Annotated in this window: 14 protein-coding genes and 3 pseudogenes; 12 read left to right on the top strand and 5 right to left on the bottom strand. The window is 42.7% G+C overall.

Going from position 1 to position 17,211, the window contains the following annotated elements; all coding sequences use genetic code 11:
- Positions 1 to 19 precede the first annotated feature (19 nt).
- The gene (locus MA_RS18415; RefSeq protein WP_048066507.1) at positions 20 to 1,306 is read right to left on the bottom strand and encodes a tRNA(Ile)(2)-agmatinylcytidine synthase; all 1,287 of its coding nucleotides are present in this window, start codon (positions 1,304 to 1,306) and stop codon (positions 20 to 22) included.
- A gap of 153 nt (positions 1,307 to 1,459) precedes the next feature.
- Here MA_RS18415 and MA_RS18410 point away from each other — a divergent pair, with 153 nt between their 5' ends.
- Positions 1,460 to 2,446, top strand: coding sequence for a transcriptional regulator (locus tag MA_RS18410; protein WP_011023440.1), 987 nt, complete (start codon positions 1,460 to 1,462; stop codon positions 2,444 to 2,446).
- 215 nt (positions 2,447 to 2,661) lie between these two features.
- On the opposite strand, the gene MA_RS18405 is transcribed toward MA_RS18410, so the two are convergent.
- On the bottom strand, positions 2,662 to 2,847 hold the full coding sequence (locus MA_RS18405; protein ID WP_048065740.1) for a hypothetical protein: 186 nt from the start codon (positions 2,845 to 2,847) through the stop codon (positions 2,662 to 2,664).
- Positions 2,848 to 3,045: 198 nt separating this feature from the next.
- Between MA_RS18405 and purN the strand changes: the two genes are divergently transcribed.
- Positions 3,046 to 3,654 (top strand): phosphoribosylglycinamide formyltransferase, encoded by a 609-nt coding sequence (gene purN / locus MA_RS18400; RefSeq protein WP_048065739.1) that lies wholly within the window; start codon positions 3,046 to 3,048, stop codon positions 3,652 to 3,654.
- A gap of 18 nt (positions 3,655 to 3,672) precedes the next feature.
- Here the strand turns inward: purN and MA_RS27435 are convergent, their stop codons facing one another.
- Positions 3,673 to 4,005: a hypothetical protein gene (locus tag MA_RS27435; protein WP_157860318.1), complete on the bottom strand. Its 333-nt coding sequence runs from the start codon at positions 4,003 to 4,005 to the stop codon at positions 3,673 to 3,675.
- 269 nt (positions 4,006 to 4,274) lie between these two features.
- On the opposite strand from MA_RS27435, the gene glyA reads away from it, so the two are divergent.
- The 7 genes from glyA (at position 4,275) to cofE (ending at position 12,813) form a co-directional block, all read left to right on the top strand.
- Positions 4,275 to 5,513 (top strand): bifunctional serine hydroxymethyltransferase/L-allo-threonine aldolase, encoded by a 1,239-nt coding sequence (gene glyA, locus MA_RS18395; protein ID WP_011023436.1) that lies wholly within the window; start codon positions 4,275 to 4,277, stop codon positions 5,511 to 5,513.
- A 16-nt stretch (positions 5,514 to 5,529) separates the two neighbouring features.
- Positions 5,530 to 6,402 carry a bifunctional methylenetetrahydrofolate dehydrogenase/methenyltetrahydrofolate cyclohydrolase gene (locus MA_RS18390; RefSeq protein ID WP_011023435.1) on the top strand — a complete coding sequence of 291 codons (873 nt, stop codon included), beginning with the start codon at positions 5,530 to 5,532 and terminating at the stop codon, positions 6,400 to 6,402.
- Positions 6,403 to 7,834: 1,432 nt separating this feature from the next.
- Positions 7,835 to 9,061: a dihydropteroate synthase gene (gene folP / locus MA_RS18380; protein ID WP_048065738.1), complete on the top strand. Its 1,227-nt coding sequence runs from the start codon at positions 7,835 to 7,837 to the stop codon at positions 9,059 to 9,061.
- Between the two features lie 2 nt (positions 9,062 to 9,063).
- The gene (locus tag MA_RS18375) at positions 9,064 to 9,678 is read left to right on the top strand and encodes a methylenetetrahydrofolate reductase C-terminal domain-containing protein (protein ID WP_011023431.1); all 615 of its coding nucleotides are present in this window, start codon (positions 9,064 to 9,066) and stop codon (positions 9,676 to 9,678) included.
- Positions 9,679 to 9,702: 24 nt separating this feature from the next.
- On the top strand, positions 9,703 to 10,581 hold the full coding sequence (locus tag MA_RS18370; protein WP_011023430.1) for a methylenetetrahydrofolate reductase: 879 nt from the start codon (positions 9,703 to 9,705) through the stop codon (positions 10,579 to 10,581).
- A 361-nt stretch (positions 10,582 to 10,942) separates the two neighbouring features.
- On the top strand, positions 10,943 to 11,755 hold the full coding sequence (locus MA_RS18360; RefSeq protein WP_011023429.1) for a DUF1638 domain-containing protein: 813 nt from the start codon (positions 10,943 to 10,945) through the stop codon (positions 11,753 to 11,755).
- A 251-nt stretch (positions 11,756 to 12,006) separates the two neighbouring features.
- A complete protein-coding gene (cofE, locus tag MA_RS18355) occupies positions 12,007 to 12,813 on the top strand; it encodes a coenzyme F420-0:L-glutamate ligase (protein ID WP_011023428.1) in 807 nt (268 codons plus the stop codon).
- Positions 12,814 to 12,833: 20 nt separating this feature from the next.
- Here the strand turns inward: cofE and MA_RS27430 are convergent.
- A pseudogene (locus MA_RS27430) lies at positions 12,834 to 12,961 on the bottom strand (IS5/IS1182 family transposase); the annotation flags it as partial.
- A gap of 144 nt (positions 12,962 to 13,105) precedes the next feature.
- Here MA_RS27430 and MA_RS25890 point away from each other — a divergent pair.
- Positions 13,106 to 13,788 (top strand): annotated as a pseudogene (locus MA_RS25890) (IS1 family transposase).
- Between the two features lie 294 nt (positions 13,789 to 14,082).
- On the opposite strand, the gene MA_RS18345 reads toward MA_RS25890, so the two are convergent.
- On the bottom strand, positions 14,083 to 14,727 hold the full coding sequence (locus tag MA_RS18345; RefSeq protein WP_193589507.1) for a hypothetical protein: 645 nt from the start codon (positions 14,725 to 14,727) through the stop codon (positions 14,083 to 14,085).
- 432 nt (positions 14,728 to 15,159) lie between these two features.
- On the opposite strand from MA_RS18345, the gene MA_RS18340 reads away from it, so the two are divergent.
- Positions 15,160 to 15,591: a hypothetical protein gene (locus tag MA_RS18340; protein WP_011023426.1), complete on the top strand. Its 432-nt coding sequence runs from the start codon at positions 15,160 to 15,162 to the stop codon at positions 15,589 to 15,591.
- A gap of 368 nt (positions 15,592 to 15,959) precedes the next feature.
- Positions 15,960 to 17,144, top strand: a pseudogene (locus tag MA_RS25885) (IS1182-like element ISMac20 family transposase); the annotation flags it as partial.
- Positions 17,145 to 17,211 lie beyond the last annotated feature (67 nt).

The raw sequence follows: 17,211 nt of genomic DNA, 5'->3' as shown, positions 1-17,211 counted from the left end.
GCTCTATAGCCTTTCCCGTTCACCGGGAAGGATGAATCCTTATGTTCTGGTCTCTTTCCCTTGCCAGCGGCTTTGCGAGGTGTCTTCTTGCACATGGAGGAACTTCATAGAGTCCGGGTTCCAGGTCTCTTTCGGCTTCGCACCGAATTTTTGAGGATGCCCGTGTTCCGCATTTCTTGCAGCGGAACCCCTGTCCCTGCCCTGCGGACTTCATGTGTTTTCCGCACTCCGGACACTTCGGGTTCTCTTCCCTGTAAAGGAGGACAAGCTCTTTAACCTGCATTTTTTCAATGTTCAGGGTTCCGGAAGTTACGCTTCCTGAAAGGAATATCTGGTCACCGAGTAACAGTCTTCGGGCAAGCACCCTGAAGTTCTTGGTCGGTTCGAAGGCTGCGCAGTCTATTTCGTCTCCTTTTCCGTCCCGAACAGCAAAGATAACGTGTCCCCCTTCAATGGTTTTCGGGACTGCCGAGACCGTTCCTTCGAATCTGTAGGAATGCATGTCCCGGATTTCAGAGATGCTTGCTGCCGGCAGGAGATGCATGTCCGTTCCCTGGTTTGTCCTGTACACGGCAAAGCGCTCAACAGGTTCGGACCGAATCAGGGATGCAGCTTTGCTAACGAGTTCGGGGCTTTCTCCTCTAATTCCGAATAATACCGGGTCCGCTGAGTGGGGCACGCAGACTACGAGCCTGTTTGCAAGGTCTACAGTATCCCAGGTTCCGGGATAGGTCTGCCTGTCAGCTTCGAAAAAGCTATCCTTATTAACATCCCTGGGACTTCCCCATTTTTTCTTCTGCCTGTATGCCAGGTGCTCAAAAGTGCAGTCCCACTTCTCAGGGTTCAGCATAGCCCCGCAGGCTGCAAGTGCGCCTATCAGTCCCCTTCCGTTTTTGAAGCTTTTTGAGCTGATCCCGAGCTCCGAGATAAGGTGCTTTGCCGTCTCTATTTCGATTACGTCTTTTACAGCCTTTTCCAGAAAACTCAGGAGGATAGGCTTTAGGCTCCTGTAATCTTTTTCCTGAATAAATACGGCTCCGGGATTGGTTTTTTCGCACTCCATACGTGCAAATTCCTCTATTCTGGATGTCACGTGGGCGATTATCTTTTCAGGACAGTCAGTTTTGAGTTTCAGGGCTATTGCTGCATTTCCTCTTGTCTTGTAGGGGATTGTAGGGTTCAGGCGCACAAGGAGGGGCAGGGTTTCTACAGTCCCGTACTCCTGCAGTTCTTCGAGCAGCAGGGCTCCCAGATATGTGGTGCACATGCCTTCATTTGAGTCCGTATCGTCAATTCCGATGATCATTTTTCCGTATCCGGTTTCTTCCCTTGATATTTCTGAAATTCCCGAGAGGGGATGCCGTGATTTTCGGGCTTCTCCGACTTGTTTTCCTCCTGTAAACATTGCCAATGTCGGAGAAATATATATATAGATGTTCAAACAGAGATTGATACTGGAATGACAAAAGAGGTTCTCATACATCAAATTATTGATGTATTGTCTCGTGCGGGTTTTGCACTTTCTGACCGATGTAATATACGTCCCAGGAGCTTTGACGTCGCCGCACGTAAAGATGAAACACTACTACTTTGCAAGGTTTTATTTAACATTGACGGCCTGAACGAAGAAACCGCCAGGGAGATGAAATATCTTGCTGAGTATCTCGGAGGTTCCGCTATCGTTGTTGGAGCCAAGACAAGGGACCAGATGCTCGAAGATAGTGTCGTCTACATGCGCTATGATATCCTTGCCCTGAATGTTCAGACCCTATATGACTATTTCGTTGAAAATATCAAGCCTCTGGTTTCAGCAGCTCCCGGCGGGCTTTATATCTCAATAGAAGGCGATCTCCTTAAGAAGGCAAGGACGGATCAGTCCATGTCTCTCGGTACCCTGGCTTCCATGGTAGGGGTTTCAAGAAGGACTATCAGCAAATATGAAGAAGAAGGTATGGACGCATCCATAGATGTCGTGCTCCAGCTTGAGGACATTTTCGGAGTCGAACTGGCAAGACCCATAGATATCCTGAAGTCTTGCGGGAGCAGAAAACCCAGGAAGAAAGCAGAGCCTGAAAAGGAAGATCCTCAGGTAAAACATAACGCGCTTTTGCCTGAAGACCTGATCCTCAATACGATTTCGATGCTCGGATATGATGTTCTCCCTACGGCCCAGGCTCCCTTCAAAGCAATCTCCAGGGACAAGTCTTCAGTTATCCTTACAGGGGTTAGCGAGTTTAACACAACCGTAGTCAAAAGAGCCCATCTGATGAGCAGCATTTCCTGCATTACGGAAACTCAGTCCGTGTTCATCATTAACGGACGTTCCAAGCTGAAGTCAGTTGAGAATACGGCACTCATCGAAAAGAAAGAACTCGACAAGATCAGCGATTCGCAGGAACTCCTTGAGTTCATAGAGGAGCGCAAGGACACAAACAGTGGGGCGTAAACCGTTCTTTTTCTTTTCCCTGTCTTTTTCCTTTTGTTCTCACGTTTTGGTTCCTGATTATTTCCTTTATTTATGCCAAAACCCCGAGGAAATCTTTTCTTTTTGTTCTCTCTCACTGTGCCGCCCGGAAATTGGGACAGGCTGGCAGTTAGATAAAAAGTAAATTTCAAGCCAGTACCGCAATTAAGAGAGACAATATCTTGAAGACACGTCCTTCAGACTGAGAGAACACTTCTCTTATCGTGAAAATCGATTTTTAATTCACAGGTAAGTACAAAAGCCTCTACCAGCCTGTCTGGAGACTCTGCAAAAAAGAAGTGGGCACTGCATTTTCCAGATCTTTTAATTTGAATCTTCTTATTCCATTTTGCTTTCTGGCTTTTCTCTTCTCTCTTTTTCATTTTGGGAAAGACCGCTCTCCTGCGTCGAGCGGGCCAGGAACGACTCAATACGGAGAATACGGTTTTACCGGTCATGATTAGCTGATAATTTCCTTTCCTACAACTCTATTACTATATTTAGAGCTTCTACTCTCGTTTTGCCCATACATCATAAAGATGCAAAACCCTAATATATCACTGTTTCAATCTAAAAGCTCGATGACGGTAAAGATTGCAGTTCTGGTCTCAGGACGGGGCTCAAATCTCCAGGCGATTATAGACAGCATTGAAAAGGGCTACATAAAAAACGCGGCAGTCAGTGTGGTTATCTCCAACAAAGCCGATGCTTATGCGCTCGAACGTGCAGAAAAACATGGAATAAGTGCTGTTTTTCTTGATCCTGAAGGGCGTGATAGAGCCGGATACGACAGGGAAATTCTGAAGATACTTAAACAGTATGATACGGACCTTCTCCTGCTTGCAGGCTATTTCAGGCTCCTGGGAAGCGAAATCATTGAGGCATACAGGCACAGGATCCTGAACATACACCCTTCTCTTCTTCCGGCTTTCAAAGGACTTCATGCCCAGAAACAGGCTTTTGAGTATGGTGTAAAGGTTGCAGGCTGCACAGTACATTTTGTAGATGAGGGACTCGATTCCGGGCCCATTATCATCCAGAAATGCGTGCCTGTGCTCCCGGAAGATACCGAAGAAACTCTTACTGCCAGGATTCTCGAACAGGAGCACATTATCTATCCCGAAGCTGTCAGGCTCTTTGTCGAGAGTAAGCTTAAAGTTGAGGGTAGAAATGTAATAACTCTTAAGTAATGACCCTTGAAATTACCCTTAAATAGCCTCTAAAATTACCCTTGAAATAAATCTTAAAATCGTCCCTAAATGAGCAGGAACTCTGTCGAAACCCGGATTTGCGTTAATTTTATCATGCAGGGCCGAGTCGATAACGTTTTGATCAATAAAGTTCTGAATCAGGAAGATAGGAATCCAGATCAAAAAGGGTGTATTTAAATCAGGTAGTTCCCGGCGGAGCAGGTTTCGAGAACCTGTTGAAGGAGTGGAGAATGGTCCAAAACCGGAATAGCTTTCATTAATTAGTCGCCTCACTAATACCCTGACAGTTATAAGTATATGAATTATATTACTCATCAGTGTTCTGGGCAAAAAGATTTCCCTATTCAAGAATCTTCTGAGGCCTTGATAATTCTCGTATGAGAAGCTTCAGGGCTGTTTAAACTTTCGTTCTTCCTGCTTCCAGCTTTAAGGCAGTTCTTACAAGTTTACAACACATTAATATAAGTAAATACCAGAATCGCAAGCATACTTACATTTAATCATTCAATTAATCATCCAATTAATTAATAATCAATTCACGCTAGCAAGAAACCCTTGATTTCGAATAAGTTTTAAATGTATGGATTTAGGTGACAGTAGTGTCTTACATTGAAAAAATCGATCCAGATATGTTCGAGGCTATCCAAAAGGAAGCTGATCGTCAGGAACACAAACTTAACCTGATTGCGTCCGAAAACTATGCGAGCAGGGCTGTAATGGAAGCTCAGGGCTCAATCATGACCAACAAGTATGCCGAAGGATATTCCGGTAAGCGCTATTACGGCGGTTGTGATTTCGTGGACATTGCCGAAAATCTCGCAATTGCCAGGGCAAAGGAAATCTTCGGGGCAAAATACGTAAATGTCCAGCCCCACTCAGGTTCAGGTGCCAACATGGCTGTCTACTTCTCCGTACTGCAGCCTGGGGACACAATCATGTCCATGGATCTCTCCCACGGCGGGCACCTTTCTCACGGCAGCCCTGTAAGTTTTTCCGGAAAACTCTATAACATCGTGCCTTACGGAGTCAGCAAAGAGACCGAAGCCCTGGACTATGACGAGCTTATGAAAATGGCAAAAGAATGCAAACCGAAAATGATCGTCTGCGGAGCTTCAGCCTATCCCCGTGTAATCGATTTCAAGAAGTTCAGGGAAATTGCCGATGAAGTGGGAGCTTATCTCCTTGCAGACATTGCCCACATTGCAGGTCTTGTCGTTTCAGGCGTACACCCAAGCCCTGTGCCTTATGCGGATTTTGTCACCACCACGACCCACAAGACCCTCCGGGGGCCGAGGGGCGGAATGATTATCTCAAAGACCGAGGAACTTGCAATGGGAGTAAACAAGGCCGTTTTCCCGGGCATTCAGGGTGGGCCCCTCATGCATGTCATAGCTGCAAAGGCCGTCGCCTTTAAGGAAGCCATGGATGAAAAGTTCAGGCAGGACCAGGCTCAGACCGTAAAGAATGCAAAAGTTCTCTGCGCCTGTCTGAAGGAGAAGGGTTTTGATATTGTTTCCGGCGGTACTGACAACCATCTGATGCTTGTAAACCTCAATAATATGAACATTACAGGCAAGGACGCGGAAGCTGCAATGAGCAAAGCCGGGATTATCGCCAACAAAAACACGGTGCCTTTCGAGACTCGCAGCCCCTTCATAACCAGCGGAGTAAGGCTCGGGACTCCTGCCTGTACCACAAGGGGCATGAAAGAAAAAGAAATGGAACTGATTGCCGACTATATCGAGACTGCAATCAAGAATGCAGGAAACGATGCTCTGCTGTCGGAAGTAAGCGCTAAGGTAAGGGACCTCTGCTCAAGGTTCCCTGTTTACAGCTAATCGGGGAGGTTTATCATTGTCAGATGAAAGCTATGAGTCACGAATCATAGACGGAAAAGTACTTGCTCAACAGGTTGAAGAAGAAGTAAGGTCAGGGGTAGAGGACCTTGAAAGCAACCGGGGAATCGTCCCCGGGCTTGCTACCATCCTTGTAGGGGACGATCCGGCCTCAAAGATGTATGTCCGTCTGAAGCACAGGGCCTGTGAACGTGTGGGCATCAAAGCAGAAGACTATCTTCTTCCGGGAGACGCTACCCAGGAAGAACTGCTTACCCTGATCGATTCTCTTAACAAAAACAAAGATGTGCACGCAATCCTGCTCCAGCTCCCGCTTCCGAAACACTTCTCTCCTCAGGAAACGCAGGAAGCTATGGAAGCCATATCTCCTACAAAGGATGCAGACGGTTTTCACCCCTATAACATGGGAAAACTCATGATCGGGGACGAAGACCTTGTCCCCTGCACTCCTCACGGGGTAATCAGGGCACTTGAAGAGTACGGTGTTTCCGTCCAGGGGAAAAATGCGGTTATTGTCGGGCACAGCAATGTTGTGGGAAAGCCCATGGCTGCAATGCTCCTGAACAGAAACGCAACCGTTTCAGTCTGTCATATCTTCACCGATGACCTGAAGAAGTACACCCTCGGTGCCGATATCATAGTTGTTGCGACAGGGGTTAAGCATCTTATTAAAGCCGATATGGTTAAAGAAGGGACTGTAATCTTTGATGCGGGAATCACCAAGGAAGAAGACGGCGTATATGGGGACGTTGATTTTGAAAACGTAATCAAAAAAGCTTCCCTTGTAACCCCCGTCCCTGGTGGTGTAGGGCCAATGACAATTGCCATGCTCATGAAGCATGTGCTTCTGTGTGCGGAGAAAAGCCTTTAATCTCTATTTTAAGGCTTTTTTTCATTTTGTTTTTTTAATTTTTTAAGCCTTTTTTGATCCCTCATTGATTGATTCATTTTTTTGTTCTACCGGGATTCGAGAGCAAATTTTTCAGTTTTCTCTTTCTGCTCCGTGCTGGGTTTTTGTCGTCCTGCCAGCCAAAGAAGTAGTTTTCTTAAAGCCGGAGGTCATTTTTTATTTAAAGAATATGGGATGCCTCCTCCAGCTTACCTGCCAGTCTGTCAAAAACTGATTCTTATGAGCTTTTTAGGTTAATTTTACTTTCTGGTTTTTTTGTTCGTGTGCATTTTCTTTTTCTTCTTTTTTGGGACAGACCGCTCTCCTGCGTCGAGCGGGACAAAAGAGGTCAGGTAGAGGGAATAAGGTTGTATGCATCAGATATTTCGAGTTCTCTTTTACCGTTGTTAAAGCGCAAAAATAGTCTTTTCAAACTTTTCGCTTCAGGACAAGTAAATTTGTTTTCTGAGGGTATTATGCTTGAAGGTTTTACTCTCTCCCTCTGAATATGTCAATTAAGGCAATTTTATTTTAATTTTTATATATACTTTGTATTGATCTTCAGCATAGCTTTCCGGATTGTGATAAAGTCGTTTTACACATCAATATTTTTATGTATCATTGAAGCCTACTCTATTATGACCCTGTCTGCCTTCAATAAATAATAAAAATAGTTCATAAAATCTTAATTAAATATCCAGGCTCTCATAAAATATTCGGATGCTAAAATGAGTTTTTTGTAAACTCTATTCAAATCTACCTGATATACTTCAATTACCTTGAATTATATCTCATATGTGGTTGGCCCTGTATTCCAGGGATGATCTCCGGTTTCACTCTTATCCGGAACCCTGACTGATATTTGTTATATCGAGAATTGCGGTAGAAAACACCACTACAGTTAGAAAATTATTTCCCATAACCATAAACTCTATCCATAACCATAAACTCTATCCATAACCATATATCTGGTCTCCAGGAGTTCTAAATCTCTATAGCTCTTAAGTTTAGCCGAACATTTATTCCCCCGGTCCCTTTCAGTTCTCAGGTATTCAGCTTTGCAGCCGGAAAAATTGTTTTGTTTTTTCTTGCCTGCAGGAAGTCTTTCGGATTACAGGACATAAGACAGGACAGAAAGGCTTTTTCAGGGAGAGTGTTGGCGGTTGACCTAATTAAAAGCGTCTGCTCCTGTGGTTCAACGAAATGTCTTGTGGGCATTTCATAACGAAAAAAGGTATCCAAAGGTTCGGCTTCAAATTTCATTATTCCTTATTACTTAATAAAACCATAACTGTTTACGCACGTATTGTTTGTTTATGCATGTTATTGCTTACGCACATTGTTTATTCACTCATATTTATCAAGCGCAATTGCGCCAACTGAGTTAAAAGCTATAATAGCCTGGTTGTCAAAAATGGTAGTTGATACTGATATCTGTGGTCTGAAAGTGGGAGATCAATATCCTGCACACGTAATGGGCATTATTAACCTGAGCCCGGAATCTTTTTACGAAGGTTCGGTTACAAGCCCGGAATCCGCACTTGATGTTGCCCGGAAAATGGTTGAAGACGGAGCAACTTTTCTGGATCTGGGAGCCCGGTCAACATGGCGTTTTTCCAAACCCATAAGCAAAAAAGAAGAACTCGATCGATTACTGCCCGTGCTTGATTCGCTGGAAGGCGATGTGGATGCGGTAATTTCCGTTGATACTATGTTTTCCGAAATTGCAGAAGAGGCTCTTAAGAGAGGGGCAGATATCATAAACGATGTTTCCGGCTTTACGGTAGATCCCCGAATGATAGAAGTGGTAGCAGACCATGACTGTCCGGCAGTGGTTATGGCTTCTAACAAAATTCCCGGAGATCCTCTGGGCATGGATGCCATTATTGAAGCTCTTGGCTCCATTATAGAGGCTGCCGGAGCTGGCGGTATAGGACCTGACAACCTCATCCTTGACCCTGCAATTGGCAGGTGGACTGATGAAAAGCTGCCCATTTATGATTTTGAAACCCTGGATGATTTCGAGCGCCTGAAGATTTTTGAAAAACCTCTGCTTGCGGCTCTTTCAAGGAAGTCCTTCATAGGCGAAGTTCTTGGAAAAACTGCAAATGACAGGCTCTATGGCAGCCTGGCTGCAGCAGCAATTGCAGTTCACAAGGGTGCACATATTATCCGTACCCATGATGTCCCCGAAACTACTGACGTTGTCAAGCTTGCAGGAGCTCTGAGGAGCCGGACAAGCGTTGTAAAGGAGGGCAGGTATGAGGTCTCGGTACTTGAGGTAAAAACTCCTCAGGACGCAGGCATTGCAATGAGGAATCTTGGGGCTACAAGGGTAGGTTCTCAGGTAATGCAGGGAAAAAGCATCCATCTTACGTTAAAGATCGGAAACCTTACAACCACTGAGGCTCTGATAATAAAACAGGAGATGCTTTCAAGGGGAGGAGACGCGGCCCTTGCAAGAGATGCAGTTTCCCATGAAACGGAATCGACCGATGTGCTTGTGATGGGCACTCTGCTGCAATTTGAACGCCTCGCCAGAAAACTGGGAGGACAGGCTCGTTCCCTCCCACTGATTGCAGAAATGATCCGTGAATGTATTGCAAATCGGACTAATCTAGAATACCGATATTTGAGGTAATTATGATCATAACTTCAGCAAAACCCTTTGAAGAAATCCTGAACATGTTAAAAGACGAAGACTATATATTCGTTATAGGGTGCAACGTATGTGCTGCAAAACTGAAGACCGGGGGAGAACCCGAGGTCCTTGAGATGTGCAGACGGCTTGAAGAAAGCGGAAAGCACGTGGTAGGCTGGGCTCTTCCAACTGCAGCCTGCAGTATCCGGTCTTATGAATCCCTTGTTGAGAAAAACGAGAAAATAAAAGAAGCGCATTGCGTTCTGGTCATGGGATGTGGCAGTGGAGTTTCTGCTGTTGCCACTGTTGTGGATTTGCCTATCTACGGTTCGAACAACACCCTCTCACTTGGGGGTTCCAGTGGTGGCAAGCTTCTCTCCGACCAGTGTGTTATGTGCGGGGACTGTACCATAAGCGAATACGGTGGGCTCTGCCCGAAAGCCCAGTGCCCGAAAGGTCTTCTCAACGGGCCCTGCGGAGGGGCTGTGGGCGGGATGTGCGAGGTCAACAGGGAAAAGGATTGTGTCTGGACTCTTATTTATGAACGCCTCAAAAAGATCAAAAGGCTTGACCTTCTCTACGTTACCCATGCCCCCCAGGAGCATGGTTTTAAATAATTTCATTTCTAATATTCTCGCTTAATGCTTTTTAATTTTCGTGAAAAACTGAACTCCAGGAAATTTCTGGTTACTGCTGAAGTCTCTCCTCCCAAGGGGACCAGGTATTCAGTTCCCCTGGAAGATGCCCGTCATCTCAAAGGTCGCGCAGATGCCCTGAACGTCACCGATAACCAGTGCTCAATTATGCACATGAGTTCGCTGGCTTTCAGCAAACTTCTGCTTGATGAGGGGCACGAACCTATTATGCAGCTTACCTGCCGGGATCGAAACCGGATAGGGCTCCAGTCTGACCTGCTGGGTGCCTATGCTCTCGGAATCCGGAATATCTGCTTGATGACCGGAGATTTCCCCTCCTGTGGAGACCACCCAGGCTCGAAACCCGTTTATGACCTTGACTCTGTACAGCTCATCGAACTTGTCCGAAAGCTCGATTCAGGCTTTGATCTGGCAGGAAATATATTGGATGGAGGCACTTCTTTTTGTGCAGGCGCAGTCTCAGGCATAGACCCTGATAAGATAATTCAGCTAATAAAGCTTGAAAAAAAGGTCAGAGGCGGAGCCGATTTTATTCAGACGCAGGCTGTATATGATGTGGGTATTTTCGAGGAGTTTATGGAAGCAGTAAACCATCTTGAAGTGCCTATAATTGCAGGTTTGATTCCTCTCAAATCCCTGGGCATGGCTGAGTATATGAATAAAAATATCTCAGGAATTCATGTGCCTGACGAAATCATGCTTCGAATGAAAGAGGCATCTTCACCCCTTGAAGAAGGGCTTTTGATAGCATCCGAAACTATAAAGGAGCTGACAAAACTCTCACGCGGGGTTCATATTATGCCAATCGGATCTCACAAAAACACTCCGAGATTACTTTCAATGGCAGGAATCTCTGAAATATAAAAGAATACTGAATAATCCTTTAATCGGAATTCTCTTTTCTTTTTCTTACAGCGTTAAAGGATTCTATCCAGAAGAGTTCCATCCAGTGTATTTTGTGCCGTCACCTTCATTTTTATAAATTTTTTTCTTTTTATACTTCTTGCCTCTTTCTTATGACCTACTTTTAAGTATTCACAGGAAATACATTATAATCGATACTGACTGTAATTTACTATATCCATTCCGGGTTTTTGTGGAAGTTGGAGGTGGAGTTTTTTCTATTTCTTTCCGGGACCCGAATCGGCTGGTGAAAAGGTCTGGATCTGTTGACGGATTTTGAGTTTTTTCCTCCAGAGCCGGGGAACCTGAAGAGGAGGTCATAATGAAGATAATGAGCATCATTTCATGTAAGATCTTTGAGGATGAAATTATTCATTTCATGGAGCATGACGAAGAGGTGAGCGACGTTCTAATACTGAAAAATGAGAGTTCAGAGGAGATCATACGGAAGTTTGGTGAAATTTGTTGTCCCTGCCGGGAATTGTCCCTCAAAAACGTTGAAGCCTTCAGATGCTTAGAAGACGAGAAATATGTCGACGGAGAAGGTCTCATGCTTGTGCTCAATATTCTTGATATTGCTGGCATGGGCAAAATGCGCACACAGCTGAAAATGAAAGTATATGATGAGATTCTTCGGATGTCGTTCTTTTCAGATGGGATTCTTTTACTTTATGGGCTTTGCGGAAATTTGTTCAAAGACCTCGAAGAGGACTTCAGGTACCTTAAATGTCCTCTTACATTGCTAAGAGACCCTTATGGGAACATTGTCGACGACTGCATATGTGCTGCCCTGGGAGGCAAACGAGCTTTCATGGAAATAATAAAGGAGTTCAGGGGTGAAAGGGTTTTTATGCTTACTCCCATGTGGGCTGCCAACTGGGAAAAAATGGTCGTAGCTAACGGGTTTGCCCGGGATCTGGAAAATATTGATGAGTCAAAGCTGGTATTTCGGGCTGCCAGGTATTCCCGAGTAGCAAAGATTAATACCGGTTTAAACTACCAGCAGAATTTCGAGTCCCGGGTAAGGGAATTTGCAGCCTTTTATGATTTAGAAATTACAGAACTCGAAACTGACCAGGCTCTTTTTGAGAAGTGCTACCGTGAACTGAAGCATTCGCTTATTGCTCCTGTCTGAGTGTAATCCTTCAGGATAAAGTTGTTCCCAGATCTGACTTTGACCTTTCAGCACCTTATTTTCAGTTTTTCAGGTTAATTCTCCCTGGTGTATTTTTTCTCATTTTTAAGCTTTTTTCTATTTATGGGAGTTTTCCGGAGCCTTTGGATACATTTATCAATACCTTCCGGTATTTTACGGTCTGATTCTGTCTATATTGATTTTATATTTCCGAAAATCGCGATTAATTACAGTATTTTAAAGGCATCAAAATGAATCCAAAAATCACTTCCATCCAGATGTTCGGGATTGAGACTCCTATCATCAGAGCAGGAGACGACATCGTTCAGGCCCTTGAAGCTTCTCTGCAGGACGCAGGTATTAGTCCGGTTGATGGGGATGTTTTTGTGCTGGCCGAATCCGCTGTTGCCACGGCGGAAAATCGAATAGTCGAGCTTGCCAGCATTAAGCCCGGGGAAAAGGCCTTATCTCTCGGGGAAAAATACGGGATAGACCCGAGGGAAATGGAACTTGTGCTTCAGGAATGTGACGAGCTTTTCGGGGGTGTTCCCGGAGCCGCTCTTACGATTACAAAGGGTATTCTCTCTCCCAATGCTGGAATTGATGCTTCAAACGCGCCTGACGGTCACGTAGTCCTGCTTCCGGAAGACCCGAGAAAAAGTTCCGAAACCATCCGGAAAAGGCTGGAGCAGCGTTACTCCTGCAAGCTGGGCGTGATTATAGGGGACAGCAGGACTCAGCCCCTGCGCCTGGGCTGCACAGGGCTTGCACTCGGGATTTCGGGTTTTGTACCTGTCGAGGATGCAAGAGGCACTTTTGATATTTACGGAAAGCCCCTCCGCCTGACTTACAAAGCGGCAGCCGATAACCTGGTTTCTGCGGCTGAACTCCTTATGGGAGAAGCAGGAGAAAGAGTTCCCTGTGTGCTTGTTCGGGGTGCTCCGATACAAATGGTCGATGAATCCCCGGAGATGCCAACGATCTCAATGGAAGGGTGTATGTATTTCGGCAACATTATTAAAAGCCGGAAAGAGGATACGGAGAAAGAGAAGCAGTAAAAAGCTTGTCTTAACTTCTTTTTCATTATGCTCTTTCTTTTGAGTTCTTCAAATATTTCCGGAAAATTTCAGGTTCCAGCACATTTGCTTCTTTAATCAGAAAAGCTAAAGGTTTCAATAGTTGGGATTCAAGTGCAAGAGTCATTTTTTTGAGTTCTTCGCTGATCGGTTCAAGTATAGCTTTTCAGGCTGTCTCAAAACCATTTTTCATTCTACAATTGGGTAATCCCATTTCAATTTTTGGCATTGGTATTTAATTATAGTTATATATTATGAAAACCTATATTTCTGCATGAACTGCCCAAGATGCAAAAGTTCCAATCACACAAAAAACGGTATAGTTTGTGGACGTCAACGCTACAAATGCCACGATTGTGGATATAACTATTCAGTCGAGCTAAAATCAACTGCTAGTTCTCCTTTAGTTAAGAGACAGGCTTTGCAACTTTATCTTGAGGGATTAGGATTTCGTTCAATAGGACGATTTTTAGGGGTAAGTCATGTTTCTGTCCAAAAATGGATAAAGAAATTTGGTCAGGAGATAGAGGAGCTAAAAAGCGAAAATGAGATATCTATTGTTGAACTGGATGAGATGCACACTTACATCGGTAACAAAAAAAATATTGCTGGATCTGGATTGCTGTTGATAGAGTTGGGAAAAAATTCATCAACTGCTCTTTTGGTAGCAGAGGAACGAAAACTGGACAACTACTCTGGGAAAAATTAAAGAAGAAAGAGATTGGAGAAGTGATGACTGATCACTGGAGGGCATATGCAGAGTTTATTCCTGAAACCATTCATACTCAATCCAAAGCAGAAACGTATACAGTTGAAGGATATAACGGCATACTAAGGCACTTTCTGGCAAGGTTGAGATGAAAGACAAAGTGTTATACGAAGAGTCTTGAAATGCTAAAGTACTCTGTTCTTCTATTGATGAAACACAGAAATAAAGAGTTATCTATATTTAATTAACAATACCTAAGGATCGAATGCCAGGAGATTTGGACTTCTCAAAATATAATGTATTTAGGGGTTAAAATCCCCTCAGTTTTTACTTTGGTTGGCATGAGCAAAATAGGAATGAGTCGGAATTAATTAGAACCACTCATCCCTGAACCTGAATAAAAGGATACTATTACTGGAAATACTTACTTTTCTACTCCATTTCCATAATGTTTTGATCTTATGACTTCATAACAAAATCATAGATACTACCCTTTAAGTGAAGCAGAATAGCCGTTTAATGGATCATAAACAACCTTATTTTTACCTGTGTCTTACAATCAGGACTGCTCCAAGCACTGCTCCAAGCGTCCAGAAGAAGCTCATGAAAGGAATTCTTTTTGATTGAATAGTAGAACCGACTCCTGCCTGCCTAGCTGCTGTTTCTGCATTCTCTGATACTTCGGTATCATTTGTGCTATTGTCGGTTTGAGTAATTGTGCTCAGCAACTCATCCAGAGTAGTGTTTTCGACGCGACCTATAGCTTTCCCATCATCAGTTAATGTGAATTTGCCCTCGTAAAAATCCGTAACAATGAAATGTTCAGGATCGATGTCCTTTGTAGACAGATCAGTATCCTCGCTTAGATAAAGTAAAACCTTCTCCCCCGTTTTGAAGGTTGGTTCAGCGTCCGATGTCATACTAACATTTCCAACTGCCCCACCAATTGATCTGACAATAACCTCTCTATACGATAATGGATTTTTGAGATACTCATCCACACTTATAACAATGTCCGTGTAAATAGTGTCGTTAAGAGGATCGAGTTCAGTAAGTGGTTTGTTCGGCTGTTTTCCGTCTATTGTATTCCATCTGGGCGGAAGTATTTCTTTAACTGTACCCGTTAAAATCGTATCTGAGTAGTTACTTAATTCTTCATGGATGTAATGTATGAAGTTTACGTTCATGCCAATACCCATGGGTTCGTCACTATTGTTTCGAGTTTGATACTATCCTCAGAAAGATCGGACAGGGCTAACGCATTTAATGTCAGCAAAAAAAAGAGCCCAAAACGAAAAAATTCCATACTTTGTAATATTTCTCTTTGTAACATTTCTCATAATACCGCCTCGGCATGGAACCAGAACAAGGTTTGATATAAAGCTAGATTTGATATATACCTTTAAACTGTAAAACTAACTCTCAATAGACTGCTTAATAAATGTTGGTAAATTTTTGGAACCGAATCCTCAAAATTGGCTTCTTCGTCTCTTTTTCAAATCCACAGTTATTCCCGGGTTTTTGATTGTTTGAGACTCCGGACAGAAAGATTATATAGAAACATACTGTCGCAAATACAATTCAGGAATGTATTTAAGACCAAGGAAAAGTGATCAAAAATGTCAGAAGTAAACTTTAATTCCAAGGCTTTTACGTATGCAAAAAACTCACTTGTTCAAAAGTCAGCTTCCGAAGTCCTTCTGAACCTTTTATCGATTCAACCGGGAGAAGATGTCCTTGACCTCTGCTGCGGACCGGGGCATATCACAAAAAAATATGAACAGCTATTCAGAAGTTGCGGATTTGATGTTATTCATAGTGAACTTCGAGAAGAGTCGAACCTCTTCTCTCCTGAAGAAGCATATAAGATTTATCAATCCGGAGCCGAAAACGGTTATTTGAACCAGTCTTTCTATACGGAAACCCTGACCGAAGATTACATAAGTTCTTTCCGTGAGTTAGTTAAAGAAGCTTTTGAAGAACAGACAGATGACTCAGACATGATCGACTTAAAATTCAAAAGAATCTATCTAATAGCTAAAAAACAATGAATGCTAAATGGCAAAACAATATCAATAGCCAACAATCAAATCAAAATTGCGCTGATGCACCCCGCTGCAAGGAGGCTGTCCGACAATTACTTCAGGTAATCGAGGTCTCCGCTTTTAATATATTAATTATTATATACTATTCTACTAATTTTTTGGTTTATGGTTTTTATTAAATCTTTAAAGAATCAAGTTTGGACTTTACCTCCAGATATCCGAGATCTTATTCCTTCAGATCATATCTGCTATTTGGTTGAGTCTTTTGTGGATGAGATGGATTTTAGTGAATTTGAAACTAGTACCATGAAAACTTAATTATGGATCATCAATTTAGATCAAAACAATATCAGCTGATGGTAGTCACTAAAATGTATGTTCAACATTTGGGTTTTCACGGTACTAGGTATGACGGTTCTGGACACCCTGCTTATCATCCTTGCATAATGTGTAAGATTTTGATTCAATCTATGCTTGATAGAGTTCGTTCATCGCGAGCGATAGCTCGCAATGTTCGAGAAAATATAGTTTACATGTATTTAGCTGAAAACCTACAACCTGATTTTAGAACAATCAGTGATTTCAGAAAAGAGAATGAAGAACTGATTACTGCAATGTTCAAAAACACAGTTAAGGCAGCCAAAGATCTAGGAGTAATAGGTCTTGAACAATTAAGCGTTGATGGATCCAAAGTAAAAGCCTCTGCGTCAAGAAAAAGTGCGATTATGAAAAATGTCTTGGAAGTAATTGAAGAATATGTCAAAAATGAATTAAAAAAAGGTATTGAAATAGACAAAGTTGAGGATGAGCATTTTGGAAAGTGCCGTGGTTATGATCAGTTGAATGAAAGTGAAAAACATAAAGTAAGAGCTGTAGCCGTGAAGTACATAAAGCAAGTCAATAAGGATGAATCTAGCGATAGAAATGGGAAGATTGAAAATACGATTAAGAAGGCACTTAATGAATTTGAAAAAGACAGTATTGATAATGTGAGCTTAACTGATCAAGAATCTCGGTTTATGATTAACAAAAAAGGAACGATTGAACTGGCATATAATACTCAAATAACAGTTGATCATAAACTAGGAATTATAGTTGCAAACGATGTATGTCAAGACAGAAACGATACCTATCAATTGAAGCCTCAAATTGAAATGGTAGAAAAAAATTGTGGTTTATTAAAAGTAGGCACTAAAATATGTGCAGACACTGGATACTATAGCGGAAACAACATACATTATTTGAATGATAAAAAATTGGATCCATATATTCCAGAGCAAGAAGTAACTAAAACAATAACAGAAAACGTCGAAGATCTAAGGTTCGATATTAGTAAGTTTGAATATGATGAAGAAAATGATGAGTTTATATGCCCTGAAAAACAAAGCTTGAAGTTTTTGTATGAGGGTTATGAGAAAGAAAGGAAGAGAAAATACAGACTTTATAAGGGAACTGAATGTAAAAAGTGTAAATTCAGCAAAAATTGTACAAAAAGAAAGGATGGAATTAGGCATTTAAAAATAGCAGAGTTTTCAAAAGAAAGAAAGCAATTAGCCGAAATGTCAAGGGCGGTTAAGAATCTTCCAATTACGGCGGTTTAAAAACTTCCAATTCTCAATCCTTGTG

Source organism: Methanosarcina acetivorans C2A (assembly GCF_000007345.1).
In the GTDB taxonomy this organism is placed as follows: Archaea; Halobacteriota; Methanosarcinia; order Methanosarcinales; family Methanosarcinaceae; genus Methanosarcina; species Methanosarcina acetivorans.
The sequence above is the reverse complement of the archived record's forward strand: the minus strand, read 5'-3'. Positions and strand labels throughout refer to the sequence as shown.

Excerpts from the sequence above, each read along its gene's own strand:
- purN (WP_048065739.1), top strand. The coding sequence starts at position 3,046 with ATGACGGTAAAGATTGCAGTTCTGGTCTCAGGACGGGGCTCAAATCTC.
- MA_RS18405 (WP_048065740.1), bottom strand. The coding sequence starts at position 2,847 with ATGAAAAAGAGAGAAGAGAAAAGCCAGAAAGCAAAATGGAATAAGAAG.
- MA_RS18370 (WP_011023430.1), top strand. The coding sequence starts at position 9,703 with ATGCTTTTTAATTTTCGTGAAAAACTGAACTCCAGGAAATTTCTGGTT.
- MA_RS18340 (WP_011023426.1), top strand. The coding sequence starts at position 15,160 with ATGTCAGAAGTAAACTTTAATTCCAAGGCTTTTACGTATGCAAAAAAC.
- MA_RS18375 (WP_011023431.1), top strand. The coding sequence starts at position 9,064 with ATGATCATAACTTCAGCAAAACCCTTTGAAGAAATCCTGAACATGTTA.
- MA_RS18415 (WP_048066507.1), bottom strand. The coding sequence starts at position 1,306 with ATGATCATCGGAATTGACGATACGGACTCAAATGAAGGCATGTGCACC.
- MA_RS18345 (WP_193589507.1), bottom strand. The coding sequence starts at position 14,727 with ATGAACGTAAACTTCATACATTACATCCATGAAGAATTAAGTAACTAC.
- MA_RS18410 (WP_011023440.1), top strand. The coding sequence starts at position 1,460 with ATGACAAAAGAGGTTCTCATACATCAAATTATTGATGTATTGTCTCGT.
- folP (WP_048065738.1), top strand. The coding sequence starts at position 7,835 with ATGGTAGTTGATACTGATATCTGTGGTCTGAAAGTGGGAGATCAATAT.
- cofE (WP_011023428.1), top strand. The coding sequence starts at position 12,007 with ATGAATCCAAAAATCACTTCCATCCAGATGTTCGGGATTGAGACTCCT.
- MA_RS18360 (WP_011023429.1), top strand. The coding sequence starts at position 10,943 with ATGAAGATAATGAGCATCATTTCATGTAAGATCTTTGAGGATGAAATT.